General features: G+C 73.6%; 16 protein-coding genes. 10 read left to right on the top strand and 6 right to left on the bottom strand.

What is annotated here, in order from left to right; translation table 11 throughout:
• Positions 1-89: 89 nt before the first annotated feature.
• On the bottom strand, positions 90-2,807 hold the full coding sequence (locus tag LUTJ29_RS0108685) for a glycosyltransferase family 2 protein (RefSeq protein ID WP_232221184.1): 2,718 nt from the start codon (positions 2,805-2,807) through the stop codon (positions 90-92).
• A 116-nt stretch (positions 2,808-2,923) separates the two neighbouring features.
• On the opposite strand from LUTJ29_RS0108685, the gene prmA reads away from it, so the two are divergent.
• From prmA to LUTJ29_RS0108645, 7 genes are all read left to right on the top strand, one after another.
• Positions 2,924-3,841, top strand: a complete 918-nt coding sequence (gene prmA, locus LUTJ29_RS0108680; protein ID WP_027072177.1) for a 50S ribosomal protein L11 methyltransferase — start codon at positions 2,924-2,926, stop codon at positions 3,839-3,841.
• Positions 3,842-3,886: 45 nt separating this feature from the next.
• The gene (locus LUTJ29_RS19175; RefSeq protein ID WP_084524791.1) at positions 3,887-5,104 is read left to right on the top strand and encodes a DUF3426 domain-containing protein; all 1,218 of its coding nucleotides are present in this window, start codon (positions 3,887-3,889) and stop codon (positions 5,102-5,104) included.
• Positions 5,105-5,277: 173 nt separating this feature from the next.
• Complete coding sequence (fis, locus tag LUTJ29_RS0108665) at positions 5,278-5,550, top strand: DNA-binding transcriptional regulator Fis (RefSeq protein ID WP_027072175.1); 273 nt, start codon at positions 5,278-5,280, stop codon at positions 5,548-5,550.
• 62 nt (positions 5,551-5,612) lie between these two features.
• Entirely contained in the window at positions 5,613-7,199 is a 1,587-nt protein-coding gene (purH, locus tag LUTJ29_RS0108660; protein WP_027072174.1) for a bifunctional phosphoribosylaminoimidazolecarboxamide formyltransferase/IMP cyclohydrolase, read from the top strand.
• A gap of 14 nt (positions 7,200-7,213) precedes the next feature.
• Positions 7,214-7,630 carry a hypothetical protein gene (locus LUTJ29_RS0108655; RefSeq protein WP_027072173.1) on the top strand — a complete coding sequence of 139 codons (417 nt, stop codon included), beginning with the start codon at positions 7,214-7,216 and terminating at the stop codon, positions 7,628-7,630.
• Positions 7,627-8,916: a phosphoribosylamine--glycine ligase gene (gene purD, locus LUTJ29_RS0108650; RefSeq protein ID WP_027072172.1), complete on the top strand. Its 1,290-nt coding sequence runs from the start codon at positions 7,627-7,629 to the stop codon at positions 8,914-8,916. Before LUTJ29_RS0108655 ends, purD begins: the two co-directional genes overlap by 4 nt.
• A gap of 3 nt (positions 8,917-8,919) precedes the next feature.
• The gene (locus tag LUTJ29_RS0108645) at positions 8,920-10,059 is read left to right on the top strand and encodes an aminotransferase class I/II-fold pyridoxal phosphate-dependent enzyme (RefSeq protein ID WP_027072171.1); all 1,140 of its coding nucleotides are present in this window, start codon (positions 8,920-8,922) and stop codon (positions 10,057-10,059) included.
• 12 nt (positions 10,060-10,071) lie between these two features.
• Here the strand turns inward: LUTJ29_RS0108645 and ygiD are convergent, their stop codons facing one another.
• The gene (gene ygiD, locus LUTJ29_RS0108640; protein ID WP_232221183.1) at positions 10,072-10,932 is read right to left on the bottom strand and encodes a 4,5-DOPA dioxygenase extradiol; all 861 of its coding nucleotides are present in this window, start codon (positions 10,930-10,932) and stop codon (positions 10,072-10,074) included.
• A 151-nt stretch (positions 10,933-11,083) separates the two neighbouring features.
• On the opposite strand from ygiD, the gene LUTJ29_RS0108635 reads away from it, so the two are divergent.
• Positions 11,084-13,027, top strand: a complete 1,944-nt coding sequence (locus LUTJ29_RS0108635; protein WP_043740895.1) for an MFS transporter — start codon at positions 11,084-11,086, stop codon at positions 13,025-13,027.
• 15 nt (positions 13,028-13,042) lie between these two features.
• On the opposite strand, the gene ampE is transcribed toward LUTJ29_RS0108635, so the two are convergent.
• The 4 genes from ampE to LUTJ29_RS16840 are packed head-to-tail and all read right to left on the bottom strand — an operon-like array spanning position 13,043 to position 16,086.
• Positions 13,043-13,960 carry a regulatory signaling modulator protein AmpE gene (gene ampE, locus LUTJ29_RS0108630; protein ID WP_027072168.1) on the bottom strand — a complete coding sequence of 306 codons (918 nt, stop codon included), beginning with the start codon at positions 13,958-13,960 and terminating at the stop codon, positions 13,043-13,045.
• Between the two features lie 53 nt (positions 13,961-14,013).
• Positions 14,014-14,907, bottom strand: a complete 894-nt coding sequence (gene nudC, locus LUTJ29_RS0108625) for an NAD(+) diphosphatase (RefSeq protein ID WP_027072167.1) — start codon at positions 14,905-14,907, stop codon at positions 14,014-14,016.
• 5 nt (positions 14,908-14,912) lie between these two features.
• Complete coding sequence (gene erpA / locus LUTJ29_RS0108620; protein ID WP_043740988.1) at positions 14,913-15,275, bottom strand: iron-sulfur cluster insertion protein ErpA; 363 nt, start codon at positions 15,273-15,275, stop codon at positions 14,913-14,915.
• A gap of 58 nt (positions 15,276-15,333) precedes the next feature.
• Positions 15,334-16,086 (bottom strand): DUF6776 family protein, encoded by a 753-nt coding sequence (locus LUTJ29_RS16840; protein ID WP_232221182.1) that lies wholly within the window; start codon positions 16,084-16,086, stop codon positions 15,334-15,336.
• Between the two features lie 101 nt (positions 16,087-16,187).
• Between LUTJ29_RS16840 and LUTJ29_RS0108610 the strand changes: the two genes are divergently transcribed.
• Together LUTJ29_RS0108610 and LUTJ29_RS0108605 are read left to right on the top strand one after the other, a co-directional pair.
• Entirely contained in the window at positions 16,188-16,769 is a 582-nt protein-coding gene (locus LUTJ29_RS0108610; protein WP_027072165.1) for a DUF4126 domain-containing protein, read from the top strand.
• Between the two features lie 188 nt (positions 16,770-16,957).
• Entirely contained in the window at positions 16,958-18,802 is a 1,845-nt protein-coding gene (locus LUTJ29_RS0108605) for an EAL domain-containing protein (RefSeq protein WP_232221181.1), read from the top strand.

Raw genomic sequence — 18,802 nt, 5'->3', positions numbered from 1 at the left:
GGGGGTCCCCGCTATTGTGCCAGCGCGGGGTAAAAACGGGATCAACCGGGGTGCAATGCTGCTTCCCGGCGCGGTCCCGGCCACCGGCCTCAGCCGCGCGGCGGGAAGGCGTAGTCGGCGTTGAGGCCGTCCAGCGACAGGTTCGGGTTCCAGGCAGGGTCGGCGCGCAGCAGCGGACCCCAGCGGCGCAGCATGGTTTCGACCTCGCCGGCGAACCGGGCGCGCTTCTCGTCGCTGTCCTCGGCCCCGCGCGAGGCGGACTCGTGGTGGTAGAGCTCGGCGAAGGGCGTCCACAGGTTGCGGTAGCCGGCCTCGCGCACGCGCAGGCAGAAGTCGATGTCGTTGAACGCCACCTGCAGCGACTCGTCCAGGCCGCCGACCCGGTCGAACACCTCGCGCCGCACCACCAGGCAGGCGGCGGTGACCGCCGACAGCCGCTGGGCCACGCGCGCGCGGCCGCCGTGGCCGGGATAGCCGCGCGGCATGCCGCTGTACACGTGCGCGGCCACGCCGTGGATGCCCAGGATCACGCCGGCGTGCTGAATGCGGTCGTCCGGGTAATAGAGCATCGCGCCGACCGCGCCGATCTCCGGCCGCACCGCGTGCGAGACCATCTCGCGCAGCCAGCCTGGCGTGATCACCTCGATGTCGTTGTTGACCAGGCCCAGGATCGCGCCGTCGCACCGGGCCGCCGCCCAGTTGTTGATGGCCGAGTAGTTGAACGGCGCGTCGAAGCGCAGCACGCGCACCCGCTCGCGGCCGGCCAGCGCCTCCAGGCAGGCCAGCGCGTCGGGCTCGCGGGAGCCGTTGTCGATCACCACCACCTCGAAGTCCGGGTAGTCGGTGCGCGTGAGCAGGCTCTCCACGCAGGTACGCAGCAGGTCCGCGCGGTCGCGGGTCGGGACCAGCAGGCTCACGCGCGGCGCCGGGTCGGGCAGCGGCCAGTGCACCCGGTAGTGCCCGTGCGACAGTTCGCTGGCGCGGGCGCCGGGATGGCAGCGGGCGAGGTGTTCGTCCACCGCGCGCGCGCCGGCCGCGCCGGCGTAGTCCTTGGCCTCGCGGGTAAGCGCGGTCGAACCCTCGATCGCCCGCCAGTGGTACAGCACGCGCGGAATGTGGCGGATGCGCGACGGGTCCAGCCCCTCGCTGCAGCGCAGGAACAGGTCGTGGTCCTGGCTGCCTTCGAAGCCGGCGCGGAAGCCGCCCGCCGCGCGCACGCGCGCGGTGCGGATCACGGTCAGGTGGCAGACGTAGTTCTGGCTGCGCAACAGGTCGGGGTCCCAGTCCGGCTTGAAGTACGGGTCGAAGCGGCGCCCGTGCGCATCGAGCTTGTCCTCGTCCGAATACAGCAGCTCCAGGCCGGGATCGGCCACGATCGCCTCGGCCATCTCGAGCAGCGCGTGCGGGCGCAGCTCGTCGTCGTGGTCGAGCAGGGCCACGTAGTCGCCGGTCGCCATTTCCAGGGCGGTGTTGGAGGCGCGCGAGATGTGGCCGTTCTGCTCGCGCCGGACCACGCGGATGCGCGGATCCAGCGCCGCGTACCCGGCCAGCACCCTGGCCACCTGCGGATCGGGCGAGGCGTCGTCGGCGATGCACAGTTCCCAGCGCGGGTAGGCCTGTTCGCGCACGCTCTCGATGCAGCGCCGCAGCCAGTGTTCGGGCGTGTTGTAGACCGGCACCAGCACCGAGAACACCGGCCCGTCGGCGAGCGCGGCCGCGCGCTCGCGCATCCGTTCCAGGTCGGCCTGGCCGGGCGAGTCGTAGCAGCGCACCCAGGCCGCGTAGGGATCGAGGCCGACGTCGTGCAGTGCGTTGTAGCGGCGGCGCAGGGACTCCGCGGCCGCGGCGAGACCGCTGGCCATCGCTTCGCGCAGGAAGCCGGCCACCGTCGCGCGCCAGCAGCCCGTGCGCGCCGCGCAGCCGCGCAGCAGCTCCCACAGCGCGCGCAGGCGACCGACGCGCACCAGCTCGAACCTGCGCGGCTCCAGTTCGACGTCCGGCCGCGCCGCGCGCAGCCACAGCGCCTGCGCCGGGTGGTCGAGCATCAGCAGCAGTCGCCAGCCTCCGTCGCCCGCAGCGTCCGACAGCACGAAGCCGAGGTTGGGCACCGGCCCATGGCCGCGGTCCGGCTGCAGCAGCAGCGCGTGCACCTGGCCGTCGGCGCCGCGGCAGTCCAGGCGCAGCAGGTACCAGCCGGCCGCGATGTCCCGCCACGGCGGCACGCGCTGCAGCTTCAGGCCGTCGCTGGCGGCCGCGCTCGCGGCCAGCACGCCGGCGTCGCGCCCGGCCGGCGCCAGGACCGCGGACTCGGCACCCGCGGGCCACGGCGCGCCGCGGTAGCGCACCACCTGTCCGCCGGGGCGGCGGCTGGCGGCCAGGTACAGCTGACGGTGGTAGGCCTGGACCAGGGCGGCCGCCACGCCCCGCGGTCCGCGCACCAGCCCCGGCAGCAGGCGCAGCGCCGCTGCCAGTCGCGCGACCAGGTTCCCGTCGTCGCCGGTGCCGCGCGCCGCCACGGCCCACATCGCGCGCAGTGCGGTGCCGCGATCGACCGGTTCGCAGTCGATCTCGACGCCGGGCGCCGACGCCGTCAGCGTCCATTGCCCGCCGGGGATCGCCACGATGCCTTCGGCCCGGCCATCGGCGGCCAGCATCGGATAGAGCTGGTCCCGCGCATCCGGCTGGCCGGCGCGCAGCACGAGCGCGGGAGCGGCATCGGCCGCGGACGGCCAGGGGAAGGAGATCCGGTACCAGCCGGCTTCGAACCGGCGCGACTGGGCTGCCGGCATCGTGGCGTCTTCGCGCATCGGGTCGGCTCGTCGTCGGGAGGGCGCGGCACCTGGGCCGGTTCCGACACGTGGCGCGCCAGTATACGGGAAGCGTGCCCACGCTCCGTGGAGCCGCGCGGCGCTAGACTGCCGCGATGCCGTTCCTCGAACTCACCATCCGCTGCCCGCAACCCGAGCAGCCGCGCCGCGAGCACGCGCTCGAGGACGTCGGCGCGCTGTCGGTCACCCTGCTCGACGCCGACGCCGGCACCAGCGAGGAACACGCGATCCTCGAACCCGGCGTGGGCGAGACGCCGCTGTGGGACGAGATCGCGCTCAGCGCGCTGTTCCCGCACGATGCCGACGGCCTGCTGCTGCTCGCCGCGCTGGAGGCGTTCGACCCGGCACTGGACTGGAGCGGCGCCTCGTTCCGCCGCGTCGAGGACCAGGACTGGGAGCGCGCGTGGATGGACCAGTACGCGCCGCTGCGCTTCGGCGAGCGCACCTGGATCGTGCCCTGGAACCACGCGCTGCCCGACGAGGCGCGCACCGCCGACGCCGCGGTGGTGCGCCTGGATCCGGGGCTCGCGTTCGGCTCGGGCACGCATCCGACGACCTCGCTGTGCCTGCAGTGGCTCGACGCCCTGGCCGCGACGGGCCAGCTGCAGGGACGCGACGTGCTCGACTTCGGATGCGGCAGCGGCATCCTCGCGCTCGCCGCCGTGGCGCTGGGCGCGGAGGGCGCCGACGGGGTCGACAACGATCCCCAGGCGCTGCAGGCCACGCAGGACAACGCCGCGCGCAACGGCATGGCCGGCCGCGTGCGCGTGTGGCCGCCGGAGCAGGCGCCGGCGGGCCCCTACCCGGTCGTGGTGGCCAACATCCTGGCCTCGGCGCTCGACGCGCTTGCGCCCGAACTCGCGGCGCGCACCGCGCCCGGTGGCCGGATCGCACTGTCGGGGATCCTCGACGGCCAGCAGGACACGCTCCTGCAGCGCTACGGCGCATGGTTCGACGCGCTGCGCGTCGCCACCGAAGGCGACTGGGTGCGCATCGACGGCATCCGGCGGTGACCCGCGGCGCGCGTCGGCCGCGCGGCGGCGTGGTTGAATAGCGCCATGTTCATCAACTGCCGGCACTGCCACGCGCTGGTTGCCACCGATCCGGCGACCGACCTCCCGCCCGAGCATTGCCCGCGCTGCCGCGGCGTGCTGCGCAGGCCGGACGCGACCCCGGCACCGATCGCGGCGCCGCCACCGGCCGCCGCCGCGCCGCCGCCCGCAACGCTGCCGCCGGAACCCGCGACGGCCGGGACGGCGGGCCGCGGCGCGGTCGCCGGCGACCCGGCATCGGCGGCCGATGCCGCATCCGGGGCCGGGGCCGCACCGGCGGCCGCGCAGGACGCGGGCACGGCCACGGCGCCGGCGCTCGCCGCGGACACGCACGCCGTGGCCCACGCCGCCGCGCCCGCCCCGCCCGCTGCGACGGGGCCAGCGGCAATCTCCGGCGCGGGCGCCGAGTCCGACGCTGCGCCGGTTGCAGGTCACGCATCCGCGCAGCCCGATCGCGATGGGGCCGCCCCTGAGCCCGCGCCATCCGAGGCGAGGGACGCGCCATCGTCCGGCGCTGCGGAGGCGCAGGCCGTGGAGGTCGCGACGACCGCAGCGGCGGTGGACACGCCATCGGAAGCAGTCGCACCTGCAACCATCGCCGATCCGGGGCAGGACCAGGAGCCCTCACCGGCAGTCGTCGACGCGGCGGCATCGAGTGCCCCGCCAGCCGACGAGGCACGCGCCACCGACGCGCCCGCCGGGGTTCCCCCCGCCCCGGCATTCTCCCCCGCGCATCCCGGCACCGTTCGCGCGACCCGGCGCGGACGCCTCGCGGCGGCGGCGGCGATCGTCGCGCTCGTGCTGTTGCTGGCGGTGCAGATCGTCCTCGCCGACCGCGAACGCCTCGCCGCCGATGCCGCATGGCGTCCGCTGGTGGCCACGGCCTGCGGCGTGCTCGGCTGCGAGGTGCCTCCATGGCGCGAGCCCGCGGCGATCACGCTCGTCTCGCGCGAGGTGCGGCCGCATCCCGCGCAGCCGGACGCGCTGCGCGTGCGCGCCAGCTTCCGCAACGACGCGCGCTGGGCCCAGGCCTGGCCGCGGCTGGTGCTGGTGCTGTCCGACGTCAACGGCCGGCCGGTCGCGGCGCGCGCGTTCGAACCGGACGAATACCTGGGCGCCGCGCCCCCCGCGCTGCTCGAGCCGGGGCAGGCCGCGGACATCGAGTTCGACATCGCCGAGCCATCGGTGGCCACGGTGGCCTACGCCTTCGACTTCCGTCCGTAGGCGAAGGCGGGCACGACGGTCGTGGCATGGCCCGCGGCGGTCTCGACGCGGCGCAGCATCGGATCGCGTTGTTCATTGGTCGAATTCGCATTGTCCGATGCGACCGCATGGCGCTAGACTCGTCCGCCCGCGATGGAGCCCCGGTGCGCATCGCACAGGTCGCCGAGCATCCCTTGAACGTCCCCGACCACGCCGAGAGCAACGCCCGCAACGCGCCCCGTGCGCCGCTGCGCGACCACGTCGCCAATTCGGTGCGCCGCTACCTGGGCGACCTCGACGGCCACAGCACCGACAACCTCTACCAGATCGCGCTGCGCGAGCTGGAAATCCCGCTGTTCCAGGAAGTGCTCGAGCACTGCGAGGGCAACCAGAGCCGCGCCGCGACCATGCTCGGCATCCACCGCTCGACGTTGCGGAAGAAACTGCGCGAGTACGGCATCGCCTGAGCCGCGGCCGGGCGGGCGCGGCGGCTATAATTCCCGCCCCCGCTTCCCCGCCGCGAGCCACGATGACCGCCGACCTCCTGCCCGTGCGACGGGCGCTGCTGTCCGTTTCCGACAAGACCGGCCTGGTCGACCTGGCCCGTGCGCTGTCCGCGCGCGGCGTCGAACTGCTGTCCACCGGCGGCACCGCCAGGGCGATCCGCGAGGCCGGGCTTCCGGTCCGCGACGTGTCCGAGGCCACCGGCTTCCCCGAGATGATGGACGGCCGGGTCAAGACCCTGCACCCGGTGGTGCACGGCGGCCTGCTGGGCCGCGCCGGCACCGACGACGCGGTGATGGCCGAGCACGGCATCGCCCCGATCGACCTGCTGGTGCTGAACCTGTATCCGTTCGAACAGGTCACGGCGAACGCCGGCTGCACCCTGGCCGAGGCGGTGGAGAACATCGACATCGGCGGCCCGGCCATGCTGCGCAGCGCGGCCAAGAACTTCGCCCGCGTCGCCGTCGCGACCTCGCCCGACCAGTACGCCGGCCTGCTGGCCGAACTCGAGGCCAACGACGGCCGGCTGTCGGCCGCCACCCGCTTCGCCCTGTCGGTGGCCGCGTTCAACCGCGTGGCCCAGTACGACGCGGCGATCAGCAACTACCTGTCCGCGATCACCGACGCGTCCGGTGACGTCCCGGTGCGCGCGCCGTTCTCCGCCCAGGCCAACGGCAGTTTCGTCAAGGTCATGGACCTGCGCTACGGCGAAAACCCGCACCAGCAGGCCGCGTTCTACCGCGACCTGCATCCCGCGCCGGGGTCGCTGGCGACCTTCACCCAGCTGCAGGGCAAGGAGCTGAGCTACAACAACATCGCCGACAGCGACGCGGCCTGGGAATGCGTGCGCCAGTTCGACGCCCCGGCCTGCGTGATCGTCAAGCACGCCAACCCCTGCGGCGTGGCCGTGGCCGCGGATGTCGGCCAGGCCTACGAACTGGCGTACGCCACCGACCCGACGAGCGCCTTCGGCGGCATCCTCGCCTTCAACCGCACGCTCGACGCGACCACCGCGAAGACCATCCTCGACCGCCAGTTCGTCGAAGTGCTGATCGCGCCCGACTACGACGACGGCGCGCTCGAGTACGCGAAGAAGAAGGCCAACGTGCGCGTGCTGCGGATCCCGATGGCGCCGCCGTCGCCCGGTTTCATCGACGTCAAGCGCGTGGGCTCGGGCCTGCTGATGCAGACCGCCGACGACCGCGTGGTGACCCGCGACGAACTCAGGGTCGTCACGAAGCTGGCGCCGACCGCACAGCAGTTCGACGACCTGCTGTTCGCATGGAGGGTCGCGAAGTTCGTCAAGTCCAACGCGATCGTGTACGCGAAGGACCACCGCACGATCGGCGTGGGCGCCGGGCAGATGAGCCGGGTGTACTCGGCCCGCATCGCCGGCATCAAGGCCGCCGACGCGGGCCTGGTCGTGGAAGGCTCGGTGATGGCGTCCGACGCGTTCTTCCCGTTCCGCGACGGCATCGACGCCGCCGCCGCCGCCGGGATCAAGGCGGTGATCCAGCCGGGCGGTTCGATGCGCGACGCCGAGGTGGTCGCCGCCGCCGACGAGCACGGCATCGCCATGGTGTTCACCGGCGTGCGCCACTTCCGCCACTGATGGGGGCCCCGACGATGCCGCCGGCGCCCCGCATCGCCTGCCTGTCGCTCGCGGCCGCCCTGGCGCTGGCCGGCTGCGGCGACCACCCGATGCAGGACGCGCGCGACGCGATCGCCGCGGAGCTGCCCGCACCCTATTTCGAGGACCTGGTCACCGAGTCGGCCAGCATCGAGGGCCGGCGCCTGGTGTTGCTGGTGCGCAGTCCGGAGGGCGACGCGGACGTGACCCGCGCGAGCCCGCGCTTCGACGAACTGCGCGAGAGCGAGCAGGCGCAGATGCAGGAGCTTTGCCTGCATCCGGCGCTCGCGCCCCTGTTCGGCTCCGACGTGGTGTTCGTGCGCCGCTTCGTCGACCGCCACGACAAGGTGTTCTTCGAATCCACGCTTCCGGCGCGCGACTGCGCGCCCTGGGACCTGAAGGGGACGTCATGAAAGTGCTGGTGATCGGTTCCGGCGGCCGCGAACACGCGCTGGCGTGGAAGCTCGCGCAGTCGCGGCGCGTGTCCGAGGTCATCGTCGCGCCGGGCAATGCCGGCACCGCCGCCGAGCCGCAGTGCCGCAACGCGCCGGTGAAGGCCGACGACCTCGACGGCCTGCTGCGGCTGGCCGAGGACGAGGACGTGGCGCTGACCGTGGTCGGCCCGGAAGTGCCGCTGGTGGCCGGCGTGGTCGACCGCTTCCGCGCCGCGGGCCGCCGCATCTTCGGGCCCAGCGCCGCGGCCGCGAGGCTCGAGGGCAGCAAGGCCTTCGCCAAGGACTTCCTCAAGCGCCATTGCATCCCCACCGCGTTCTACGCCGTGCACACCGAGGTGGACGCGGCGCTCGCCTATGTCCGCGACAAGGGCGCGCCGATCGTGGTCAAGGCCGACGGCCTGGCCGCCGGCAAGGGCGTGGTCGTGGCCATGACCCTGGACGAGGCCGAGGCCGCGGTGCGCGACATGCTCTCGGGCAACGCGTTCGGCGACGCCGGCGCGCGCGTTGTGATCGAGGAATTCCTCGAGGGCGAGGAGGCGAGCTTCATCTCGATGGTCGACGGCCGCACCGCGCTGCCGATGGCCACCAGCCAGGACCACAAGCGCGTGGGCGACGGCGACACCGGCCCCAACACGGGCGGCATGGGTGCGTACTCGCCCGCGCCGGTGGTCACGCCCGAGGTGCACGAGCGGATCATGCGCGAGGTCGTGCAGCCGACCGTGGACGGCATGGCCGCCGACGGCACGCCGTTCACCGGCTTCCTCTACGCCGGGCTGATGATCGGGCCCGACGGCGCGCCCAAGGTGATCGAGTTCAACGTGCGCTTCGGGGACCCGGAGACCCAGCCGGTGATGCTGCGCCTGCAGTCGGACCTGGTGGACCTGGTCGAGGCCGCGCTCGAAGGCCGCCTGGACAGCACCGAGGCGGTCTGGGACACGCGGCCCTCGCTGGGCGTGGTGATGGCCGCGCGTCCGTACCCGGGCACGCCGGTCACCGGCGAGCCGATCTCCGGCCTCGACGAGGTGCCCGACGACGTGAAGGTGTTCCACGCCGGCACCGTGCTCGAGGCCGACGGACGCGTGCTCAGCGCGGGCGGCCGCGTGCTGTGCGTCACCGCGCTCGGCGACACCGTCGCCGACGCGCAGCGCCGCGCCTACGCCGGCGTGGACGCGATCTCGTGGGAGCACGCCTTCTGCCGCCGCGACATCGGCTGGCGCGCGATCGAGCGCGAACGGGGGCACTGAGCCGTGGGCGGTCGCGTCGAACCGTTCCGCGCGATCGCCATCAGCCAGCTGGCGCGCAGGCTGGAAGCCGCCGGGCGCCCGGTAGTGCACATGGAGTTCGGCCAGCCCTCGACGCCCGCACCCGCCGCGGCGCTGGCCGCGGTGCGCGCGGCGCTCGACCGCGACCCGCCCGGCTACTGGGAAAGCGAACCGCTGCGCGCACGCATCGCCCGCCACTACGGCGAACGCTACGGCGTGGACGTCGATCCCGACCGCATCATCCTCACCTGCGGCGCCTCGCCCGCGTTGCTGCTGGCCCTGCTGGCGCGCTTCGAGGCCGGCGACCGCATCGCCTTCGCCCGGCCAGGCTACGTCGCCTACCGCAACACCACACGCGCCGCACGCCTGGAGCCGGTCGAAATCGGCTGCGGGCCCGGGACGCGCTACCAGCTCTCGGCGGCCGCGATCGCGGCGCTGGACCCCGCGCCCGCCGGCGTCATCCTGGCCAGCCCGGCCAATCCCACCGGCACGATCATCCCGGGCGACGAACTCGCGGCGATCGCCGACGTGTGCCGCGAACGCGGCATCGTGCTGCTCTCCGACGAGATCTACCACGGCCTGCATCACACCCAACCGGCGCATTCGATCCTCGAGTACGCGCCCGACGCACTGGTGGTGAACAGCTTCTCCAAGTACTACAGCATGGTGGACTGGCGCCTGGGCTGGCTGCTGGTGCCGCCCGGCCTGGTGGACACCGCGCGCGCCCATGCCGGCAACCTGTTCCTGACCCCGCCCTCGCCCAGCCAGCAGGCGGCGCTGGTGGCGATGGACTGCACGGACGAGCTCGAAGCGCACCGCGCCACGTACGCGCGCAACCGCGCCCTGCTGCTTGATGCATTGCCGGCGCTGGGGCTGGAACGCATCGCGCCGCCCGACGGCGCGTTCTACCTCTGGGCGGACGTCGGCCACCTCACCAGCGACAGCCTCGGCTTCTGCACCCGCATGCTGGAGCAGACCGGCGTGGCACTGGCGCCGGGCGTGGACTTCGATCCCGTCGACGGCCACCGCTACATCCGCTTCAGCTTCGCGCCGGCCACGGCCCACGTCGAGGAGGCGCTGCGCAGGCTCGCGCCCTGGTTCGCCGCCCAACCACGCATCGGCTGAGCGCGCGCGACCTCAGACGTTGGCCGCGTCCGGCGGCAGGCTGGTGGCCAGCGCCGCCGCGCCCCCCGCGTCCTGCGTCGCGCCCGGGCAATGCGCCTGGAGGGTGTACGCCGTCATCGACAGCGAGCCGTAGCTGTAACCCTCGACCAGCGTCTTCGCCGGACGCTCCGCCGCGGCCGCCATCCCGGCCAGGTACAGCAGCGGCAGGAAGTGGTCGGTGACCGGCACCGCGGCGCGATAGTCCGGGTGCGCCGCCAGCGACGCCGCCTCGTGCGGCGTCTCGCGCATCAGCTGGCGCGCGCGCTCGTCGAAGCGGCGGGCCCAGTCGAAGCCATCGTCCGGCCGGTTCCAGTCGATCGCGCGCAGGTTGTGGACGACGTTGCCGCTGCCCACCACCAGGATCCCGCGCTCGCGCAGCGCGGACAGCTTCGCGCCCAGCTCGACGTGCCAGTCGAGCGGCTTGCGGGTGTCGAGCGAGAGCTGCACGACCGGGATATCGGCCTTCGGGAAGGCGTGCACCAGCACCGACCAGGTGCCATGGTCCAGACCCCAGCCATCGAGGTCGGCGCCGACCCGGTCGGGCCTGGCCAGGTCGGCCACCTCCTCCACCAGCTCCGGCAGGCCCGGCGCCGGGTACTGCACGGCGAACAGCTCGGGCGGGAAACCGTAGAAGTCGTGGATCGTGCGCGGGCGCGGCATCGCGGTGACGGCCAGCGCCGGCACGTACCAGTGCGCCGAGATCGCCAGGATCGCGCGCGGCCGCGGCACCGAGGCGCCGAACGCGCGCCAGGCCTGCGTGTAGCGGTTGCGCTCGAGCGCGTTCATCGGGGAGCCGTGGCCGAGGAAGGCGGCCGGCATCAGGGGCGTGGACATGGTGCGCTCCGCCGGGCGTGGTCGCGGCCACTCTAGCAACCGGGCAGGCGCGCGGCGTGGACGGCGGCCGAACGCACCGGCGCGGGCGCCGGACCGCGGTGCGCCGGGTGCCGCCCGCCCGCTACACTCCGGGCCAGCCCTCGGAGGACGCATGGCGCACGAGACCGGGCACGACCGGCCCAACCACCATTCGCAGTTCGACCTGCTGCGCCAGCGCCGCTTCCTGCCGTACTTCACCGTGCAGGCGCTGGGCGCGTTCAACGACAACGTCTACCGCCAGGCGATCATCGGCCTGCTCGGCGCCATGGCCGTCGCCGGCACGATCTCGACCGGGTCGCGCGCGCTCTACACCCAGCTCGCGCCGGCGATCTTCATCCTGCCCTACTTCCTGTTCTCGGCCACCGCCGGCCAGATCGCGGAGAAGCTGGAGAAGCAGCGCCTGATCGTGATCACCACGACGATGGAGATCGCGATCATGTCGCTGGCCGCGGTCGGCTTCGTCCTGCAGAACATGCCGCTGCTGCTGGTGGCGCTGTTCTGCACCGGCCTGCAGTCCACGCTGTTCGGCCCGGTGAAGTATTCGATCCTGCCCTCGGTGCTCGCGCCCGAGGAACTGACCGGCGGCAACGGCCTGGTCGAGATGGGCACCTCGATCTCGATCCTGCTGGGCATGGTCGCGGGCGGTTCGATCTTCCTGCTCGCCGGCGCGTCGGGGCCCTACGTGGCCGCGGCGGCGATCATCCTGCTGGCCGTGGCCGGCAACCTGGTCGCGCGCAGGATCCCGCCCGTGCCGGCCGGCGACCCGGCGCTGCGGATCGACTGGAACGTGGCCCGCCAGTCCTGGCGGATCTGGAAGCTCACCCGGCGCCAGCCGGCGGTGCGCAACGCGGTGCTGGGCGTGTCCTGGTTCTGGTTCATCGGCACCGTGCTCACCGCGCAGCTGCCGATGTACGCCGAGGCCAACCTCGGCGGCACCCAGGCGCTGTACATCTTCGCGCTGGCCCTGTTCTCGATCGGCGTGGGCGTGGGTTCGCTGCTGTGCGAGAAGCTCTCCGGGCGCACGGTGGAGATCGGCCTGGTGCCGCTGGGCGCGCTGGGCGTGAGCGCCTTCATGCTCGACCTGTACTTCGCCCGCCCCGGCGCGGCGCTGGCGGCGGGGCTGTCGGTGCGCGGGTTCCTGGACGCGCCGGGCAGCTGGCGGATCGTCGCCGACCTCACCGGCATCGGCATGTTCACCGGTTTCTTCGTGGTGCCGCTGTTCGCGCTGATCCAGAGCCGCACGCCGCGGGACGAGCTGGCGCGGGTGATCGCCGGCATGAACATCCAGAACTCGCTGTTCATCGTCGCCGCGGCCCTGATCGGCATCGCGGTGCAGCAGCTGCTGGGCTGGAGCATCCCGCAGCTGTTCCTGGCGCTGGCGATCGCCAACGCCCTGGTCGCGATCTGGATCTTCAGCATCGTGCCCGAGTTCGCGATGCGCTTCGTCAGCTGGCTGATGGTGCGCGCGCTGTACCGGCTGGAGCTGCACGGGATCGAGAAGCACGTGCCCGACGAGGGCCCGGCGCTGATCGTGTGCAACCACGTCAGCTACATGGACGCGCTGATCCTCGCCGCGACCATCCCGCGCCCGGTGCGGTTCGTGATGTACCACCGCATCTTCGAGGTGCCGGTGATGCGCTGGATCTTCCGCACCGCCCGCGCGATCCCGATCGCCGGCGCGCGCGAGGACCCGGCGCTGATGGAGCGCGCCTTCGACGCGATCGACGCGGCGCTGGCCGAAGGCGAGATCGTCGGCATCTTCCCCGAAGGCGCGCTGACGAAGGACGGCGACATCGCGCCGTTCAAGCCGGGCGTGGAGCGGATCGTGCGGCGCGCGGCCGAGGCCGGGCGTCCGGTGCCGGTGGTACCGATGGCCCTGTGCGGGATGTGGGCCAGCATGTGGAGCCGGCGCGATTCGCGGCTGGGGCGGATGCGGGTGCCGCGGCGCTTCCGCGCGCACGTGGTGGTGGTCGCGGACGCGCCGGTCACCGACCCGGGCGTCACCGCGCAGCAGCTGGAGGCGAAGGTGCGCGCGCTGCGCGGCGACCGGCCCTAAGCGCGGCGTCCTCGCTCAGCTGACCCACCCGGCGATCACGAACAGCGCGATCACCGCCAGCCACAGCAGCAGGCTGCGCCAGACCAGGCTCATCGCGTCGCGAAGTTCCGGCAGCGGCCCGAGTTCGAGCACCAGCGCGCTGCCGGGCGGCACGCCGGCCTCGGCATATTCCTCGGCCTCGTCGGCGATCTCGCTGCGCACGCTGGCGCGCACGGCGGCGGCGACGAAGCCGGTGTCCAGGCGCAGGTCGGCGCCGCCGGCCTCCTTCCAGGCCCCGAGTACCACGTCGAAGTTGCCCACCAGCGCCAGCGACAGGGTGACCAGCTGCGCCGCAGGCCAGTCCAGCGCCGCCAGCAGCGCGCGCGCGCCATGCACCATCGGCGGCGGCAGGCGGGTCGATACGCGGTCCTCGGCCGCGACCGCGACCAGGCGGTACAGCAACGCCCCGACCGCGCCCAGCACCAGGAACCACAGCAGCACGCCGAACCAGCGCCGCAGCGCCGCATCCGCCACCGCGCCCACCAGCGCCGGGGGGTGCAGGCTGGCCTGGTCGCGCCGGTGCTCCGGCCACAGCGCGGCGGCGGCGGCGCGGCGACCGTCGCCGTCCGCGGCCTCGACGATATCGTCGACGTCGCGATCCAGGTCGCGCGGCCCCCAGGCATGGAACAGCACGACCACCGCGAACAGCAGCCCCGGCAGCCCGAACAGCACGCTGTCCAGCAGCCATTGCAGCAGCGCCACCAGCAGCAGCGGCGGGAGCAGGGCCAGGGCGATGCCCCAGCGACTGCCGAACGCGCCATCCTCGCCCAGTCGCGCGTGCAGCCAGTCCAGCCAGCCCTCGAACCAGCCGTAATGGCGCAGGGTGGCGGTCAGGTCGCGGGCCAGGTGTCCCAGCACCAGCGCCACGACGACCGCGAGCAGGGTGGCGAACATGGGCCGATTCTAGGGCCCGCGGGGCGCCGGCGGCGAACCGGGCGTTGCCGGACTCAGGCGGACGCGCCGCCGCGGTACCAGGCCTCGACCAGCCAGCGCGAGATCGACAGCCGCGGCGACAGCAGCAACCCCTGTCCGCCGGTGCGTCCTTCGAGCGCATCGCCCACCTCCTCGCGGGTGAACCAGCGCGCGTCCTCCAGCTCCTCGTCGCTCGGGCGCGGCACGTCCGGCTCGGCGTCGGCGATGAAGCCCAGCATCAGCGAGGACGGGAACGGCCACGGCTGCGAGGCGAGATAACGGCAGCGGCGCACCCGCACCGCGGATTCCTCGAACACCTCGCGCACCACGGTCTGCTCGAGGGTTTCGCCGGGCTCGACGAAACCGGCCAGGGTCGAATAGCGGCGCGGCGGCCAGTCCGCCTGGCGGCCGAGCAGCAGGCGCTCGCCGTCGGTGACCGCGACGATCACCGCCGGATCGGTGCGCGGATAGTGCTCGCTGGCGCAGCCGTCGCAGCGGCCGAGCCAGCCCGCGCGCTCGAAGCGGAGCTGCGTGCCGCAGGCGCCGCAGTAACGATGCCGCGCGCGCCAGTGCAGCACCGCGCGCGCCTGGGCGAAGGCCGTCGCCTCGCGCACCGGCCAGCTGGCGGCGGCGGTACGCAGGTCCACGCGCGGCGTCCCGGGATCCGTGCCCGGGTCGGGTGCGGCGAACCAGGCCCGGCCGCCGTCCATGCCCAGCAGCACGGCCTCGGCCCGCAGCGCCGGATGGTCGCCGCCGCGTTCGTCCACGGGCGTGCCGCCGTCGCCGCACAGCGCGCGGCCCTCGGCATCGAGCCGCAGCAGGCGCGCGTCCGGCCACAGCGCGGCCAGGCGGTCGGATTGCGTGCGCAGGAACTCGACGCGGTCGAGCGCGCCTTCGACGAAGGCGAAGCCCGGCGGTGCGTCGGCCATGGCGGTCAGACGGTGAACGACGACCCGCAGCCGCAGGTCGAGCGGGCGTTCGGGTTGCGGATCGTGAACTGGGCGCCGTGCAGGCTCTCGGTGTAGTCCACCGTCGCGCCCATCAGGTACTGCAGGCTGAGCGGATCGACCACCAGGGTGACGCCGTCGGTGGTCACGGCCAGGTCGTCCTCGGCCTGCTGCTCGTCGAACTCGAAGCCGTACTGGAAGCCCGAGCAGCCGCCGCCCTGGATGTAGACGCGCAGCTTGAGCGCCGGATTGCCTTCCTCGGCGATCAGTTCACGGACCTTGCCGGCCGCCGCCGGGGTGAACTCCAGCGGGCGCTGCAGCGAAAGGTAGTCTGGTGCGGGCGAGGACATGTCGATCAGGATGGGGCGCGGGCGGCGCGACTTCAAGCGCCGCGCCGGCACGCTGCGTTCATTCCCCCGCCTGCGCCGGCGCCCTGGCGGCCTCGTCCCAGGCCAGGGTCTTCTCCACCGGCGCGCCCGAGGACGGCGCGAGTCGCGCCACCACCCGCAGCGGCTTGAAGCCCGGCGGCAGCACCACCTCGCCCTCGAGCTGCTGGAAGTACTTGAACGAGTACTCCACGCCCTCGGCATCGGGCTGCTGGCGCAGGGCGGCCCAGTCCAGCCGCTCCAGGCGGCCGTCGCGGGTGCCTTCCACGGCCAGGGTCAGCCGGCCGCTGCTCACCGAACCGCGGTTCAGGTTCTGGGTCAGGGTCACGGTGTACTGCCAGGCCTGGCCGCCGCGCGGGACCAGTGCCAGCTCGTGCACGGCCAGGCCGCGCCGCTGCGCGGTCGAGCCGACGAAGCGCTCGTAGAACGCAATGTCCGCGCGCAGCGCCGAGATCTCCTCCTCCCGCTCGGCCAGGGCGCCCTGCAGGTCGCGGTTGGCGTCGCGGCTGATCTGGTCCGAGCGCGACAGGGTGGCGACTTCCTGCTCGAGCGCCTCGATCCGCGCCTGCGCGCTGGCCAGGTCGGTGACGCCGCCCGGGGACGGCCTGGCGACCGTGGCCCACACGCCCCACAGGCCGAACCCGAGCGCGGCCACGAACACCGCCACCACCGCATAGCCCGCCGGCGAGGACGGCACCATCTCGGCGGGCGCGGGGGACTGCGCGGCGGGGCCAGTGGGCTGGTCGCCCTCCTGGCTGGGAGTCGGCTCCGTCATCGTTCCCGTATAGCGACGCCCGCGCACCTGCGTCAAGGCGCACCCTGCTCCTATACTCGGGCGCAGACGCGACCGCCGGCTGCGGTCCGCGAGGAGTCCCGATGACCGATGCCCACCTGTTCGCCATCGGCGTGCTGCTCGCCTGGCTGGCGGGCATCCGCGCCTACCTGACCGTGTTCGGGGTCGGCCTGGCCGGGGTGCTGGGCTGGCTGGACCTGCCGCCGGCGCTGGAGGCGACCACCTCGCCCTGGGTCCTGGGCGTGTCCGGCGCGCTGGCGCTGGCCGAGTTCCTCGCCGACAAGATCCCGGGCGTGGACTCGGCCTGGGACCTGCTGCAGACCCTGGCCCGGATCCCGGCCGGCGCCTTCCTCGCCGCCGCCGCGCTCTCGCCCGACGGCGAACTCGGGGCCGGCATGCTGGCGACCGGCGCCGGCGTGGCGCTGGCCAGCCACGCGGTCAAGGCCGGCTCGCGCGCCCTGCTCAACACCTCGCCCGAGCCGGTGAGCAACTGGACCGCCTCGGCCACCGAGGACGTGGTGGTGGTCGGCGCGCTGGGCCTGATGTGGACCTGGCCGTGGCTGGTGCTGGGCGTGGTGGTCACCCTGGGCGTCGGCCTGCTGCTACTGCTCTGGTGGGCCTGGCGGCGCCTGTTCCGGCGCGCGCCGCGACCGGCGTCCACCTGAGCCGGCGGTCACAGTTCAGGCCCAGCGCGCGGACCAGTGGCGCGCTGGCGGCGCCGACCTGCCGTGGCCACCGCGCCGGGTTCGGCGATAATGCGAGGCTCCAGGGGGAAACGCAGGTATGAATCGCGTGGCTGCGCAGGCAGGCTCACCGCCCGATCGTCCGCCGTGCCACGCGCGCGCGGTTGCCCGTGTTCGTGCTTTCCGGCAAGGTTCCCGCGGTGTCTGACGCCGACAATCGCCAACGCGCGGAATTCCCGCCCGCCGGATACTGGCGCCGCTGGTGCGGGGATGCCGCGCCGCCGGAGCTGCCGTGCGTGGAGAGCCCCGACGCGTCCGCCGCCCCGCCGCCCCAGCCTGCCGCAAGGCCGGCCCCCGAGGCCGGGCCGTGGCGGGTCCTGGTCGTCGAGGACGACCCCAGCCAGGCCCTGTTCGCCGAGAGCGTGCTGACCGGCGCCGGCATGCAGGTCCAGGTGGTGTCGGTCACCAGCGAGGTGATGGGCGCGCTCGAGCAGCTGCGCCCCGACCTGGTGCTGATGGACCTGCACATGCCCGGCCTGGACGGCGCCGAACTGACCTCGCTGATCCGCGCCCGGCCCGATTTCGCCTCCACCCCGATCGTGTTCCTGACCGGCGACGAGGATCCCGAGCGCCGCTTCGAGGCGCTGGAACTGGGCGCCGACGACTTCCTGCGCAAGCCGGTGCGGCCCAAGCACCTGGTCTCGGCGGTGCAGACCCGGATCGTGCGCGCGCGCGCCCTGCAGGCGCCGGCGGGCGCCACCCAGCGGCATCCGGCCACCGGCCTGCACACCCGGCCGCAGATGCTGCAGCTGCTCAACGCCAGCGTGCCCGGCGCCACCGACGGTGCGGTGTTCTTCGTCGAGATCGCGGGCGTGGCCGCGCTGCGCGACCGGTTCGGCTACGCCTCGCTGGAAACCCTGCTGACCGACGCCGGCCGGCGCGTGGGCGAGATCGCCGGCGGGCATCCGGCCGCGCGGCTCAACGACAACACCTTCCTGGTGCTGGCGTCCGGGCTCGCGTCCGGCCAGCTGGCGCCTTTCGCCCGCCAGCTGCGCGACGGACTGGGGGGGCACACGTTCAACGTCGGCGAGGAGAAGCTGCGCCTGCGCGCGGTCGTCGGCTTCGCCGACCTCGCCCTGGGCTTCGACGATCCCGGCGACGCGCTGGCCGCGGCCGAGGAGGCGCTGCGCGGCGCGCGCAGCCACGCCCACGGCATCGCCGCCTGGGAGCGGCCGGTGCCGGTCGAGGACCAGGCCCTGGCGGCCCTGGCCCAGGAGCTGCGCGACGCGCTCGCCTCGGGCCGGCTGCAGACCGCGTTCCAGCCGATCGTCGCCGTCGCCGGCGGCAACGAGGCCCAGTTCCAGGTGCTGCTGCGGATGCGCGACGGCAAGGGCACCGAGCACACCGCCGGCCAGGTGCTGGCCGCCGCCGCGCGCATCGGCGCCACCGCCGACGTCGACCGCCGGGTACTGGAGATCGCGATCGGCGCCCTGCACCGGCAGAAGCAGGAGAACCGCGCGCTGCGCCTGTTCGTGACCCAGGCCCCGACCACGCTCGCCCAGCAGGGTCACGCGCAGTGGCTGCTGCATTCGCTGGCCGAAGCCGGCGTCGACGGCAACTCGCTGGTGATCGACGTGCGCCAGGAGGACGCGCTGGTGCACGCGCTGTCGCTGCAGGAGTTCTGCCGCGAGATGGTCGCGGCCGGCGTCCAGCTGTGCCTGAGCCAGTACAGCTACAGCCCCGAATCCAACGCCCTGCTCGGCCAGCTCCCGCTCGGCTACGTGCGCCTGTCGGCGCGCTACTCCAGCCAGCTGCACGAGGCGGCGGTGCGCGACGAGATGCGCAGCGCGATCGACCATGCGCACCGGCTCGGGCTGCAGGTCATCGGCCAGCAGGTGGAGGACGCGCAGTCGGCGGCCACGCTGTGGATGACCGGCGTCGACTTCATCCAGGGCAACCTGGTGCAGCGGCCCGCGGGCGAGCTCGAATTCGACTTCCACAACTCGGTCCTGTAG

This window comes from Luteimonas sp. J29 (genome assembly GCF_000472505.1).
Taxonomy (GTDB): Bacteria; Pseudomonadota; Gammaproteobacteria; order Xanthomonadales; family Xanthomonadaceae; genus Luteimonas.
This window is presented reverse-complemented; position numbering and strand designations above follow the sequence as displayed.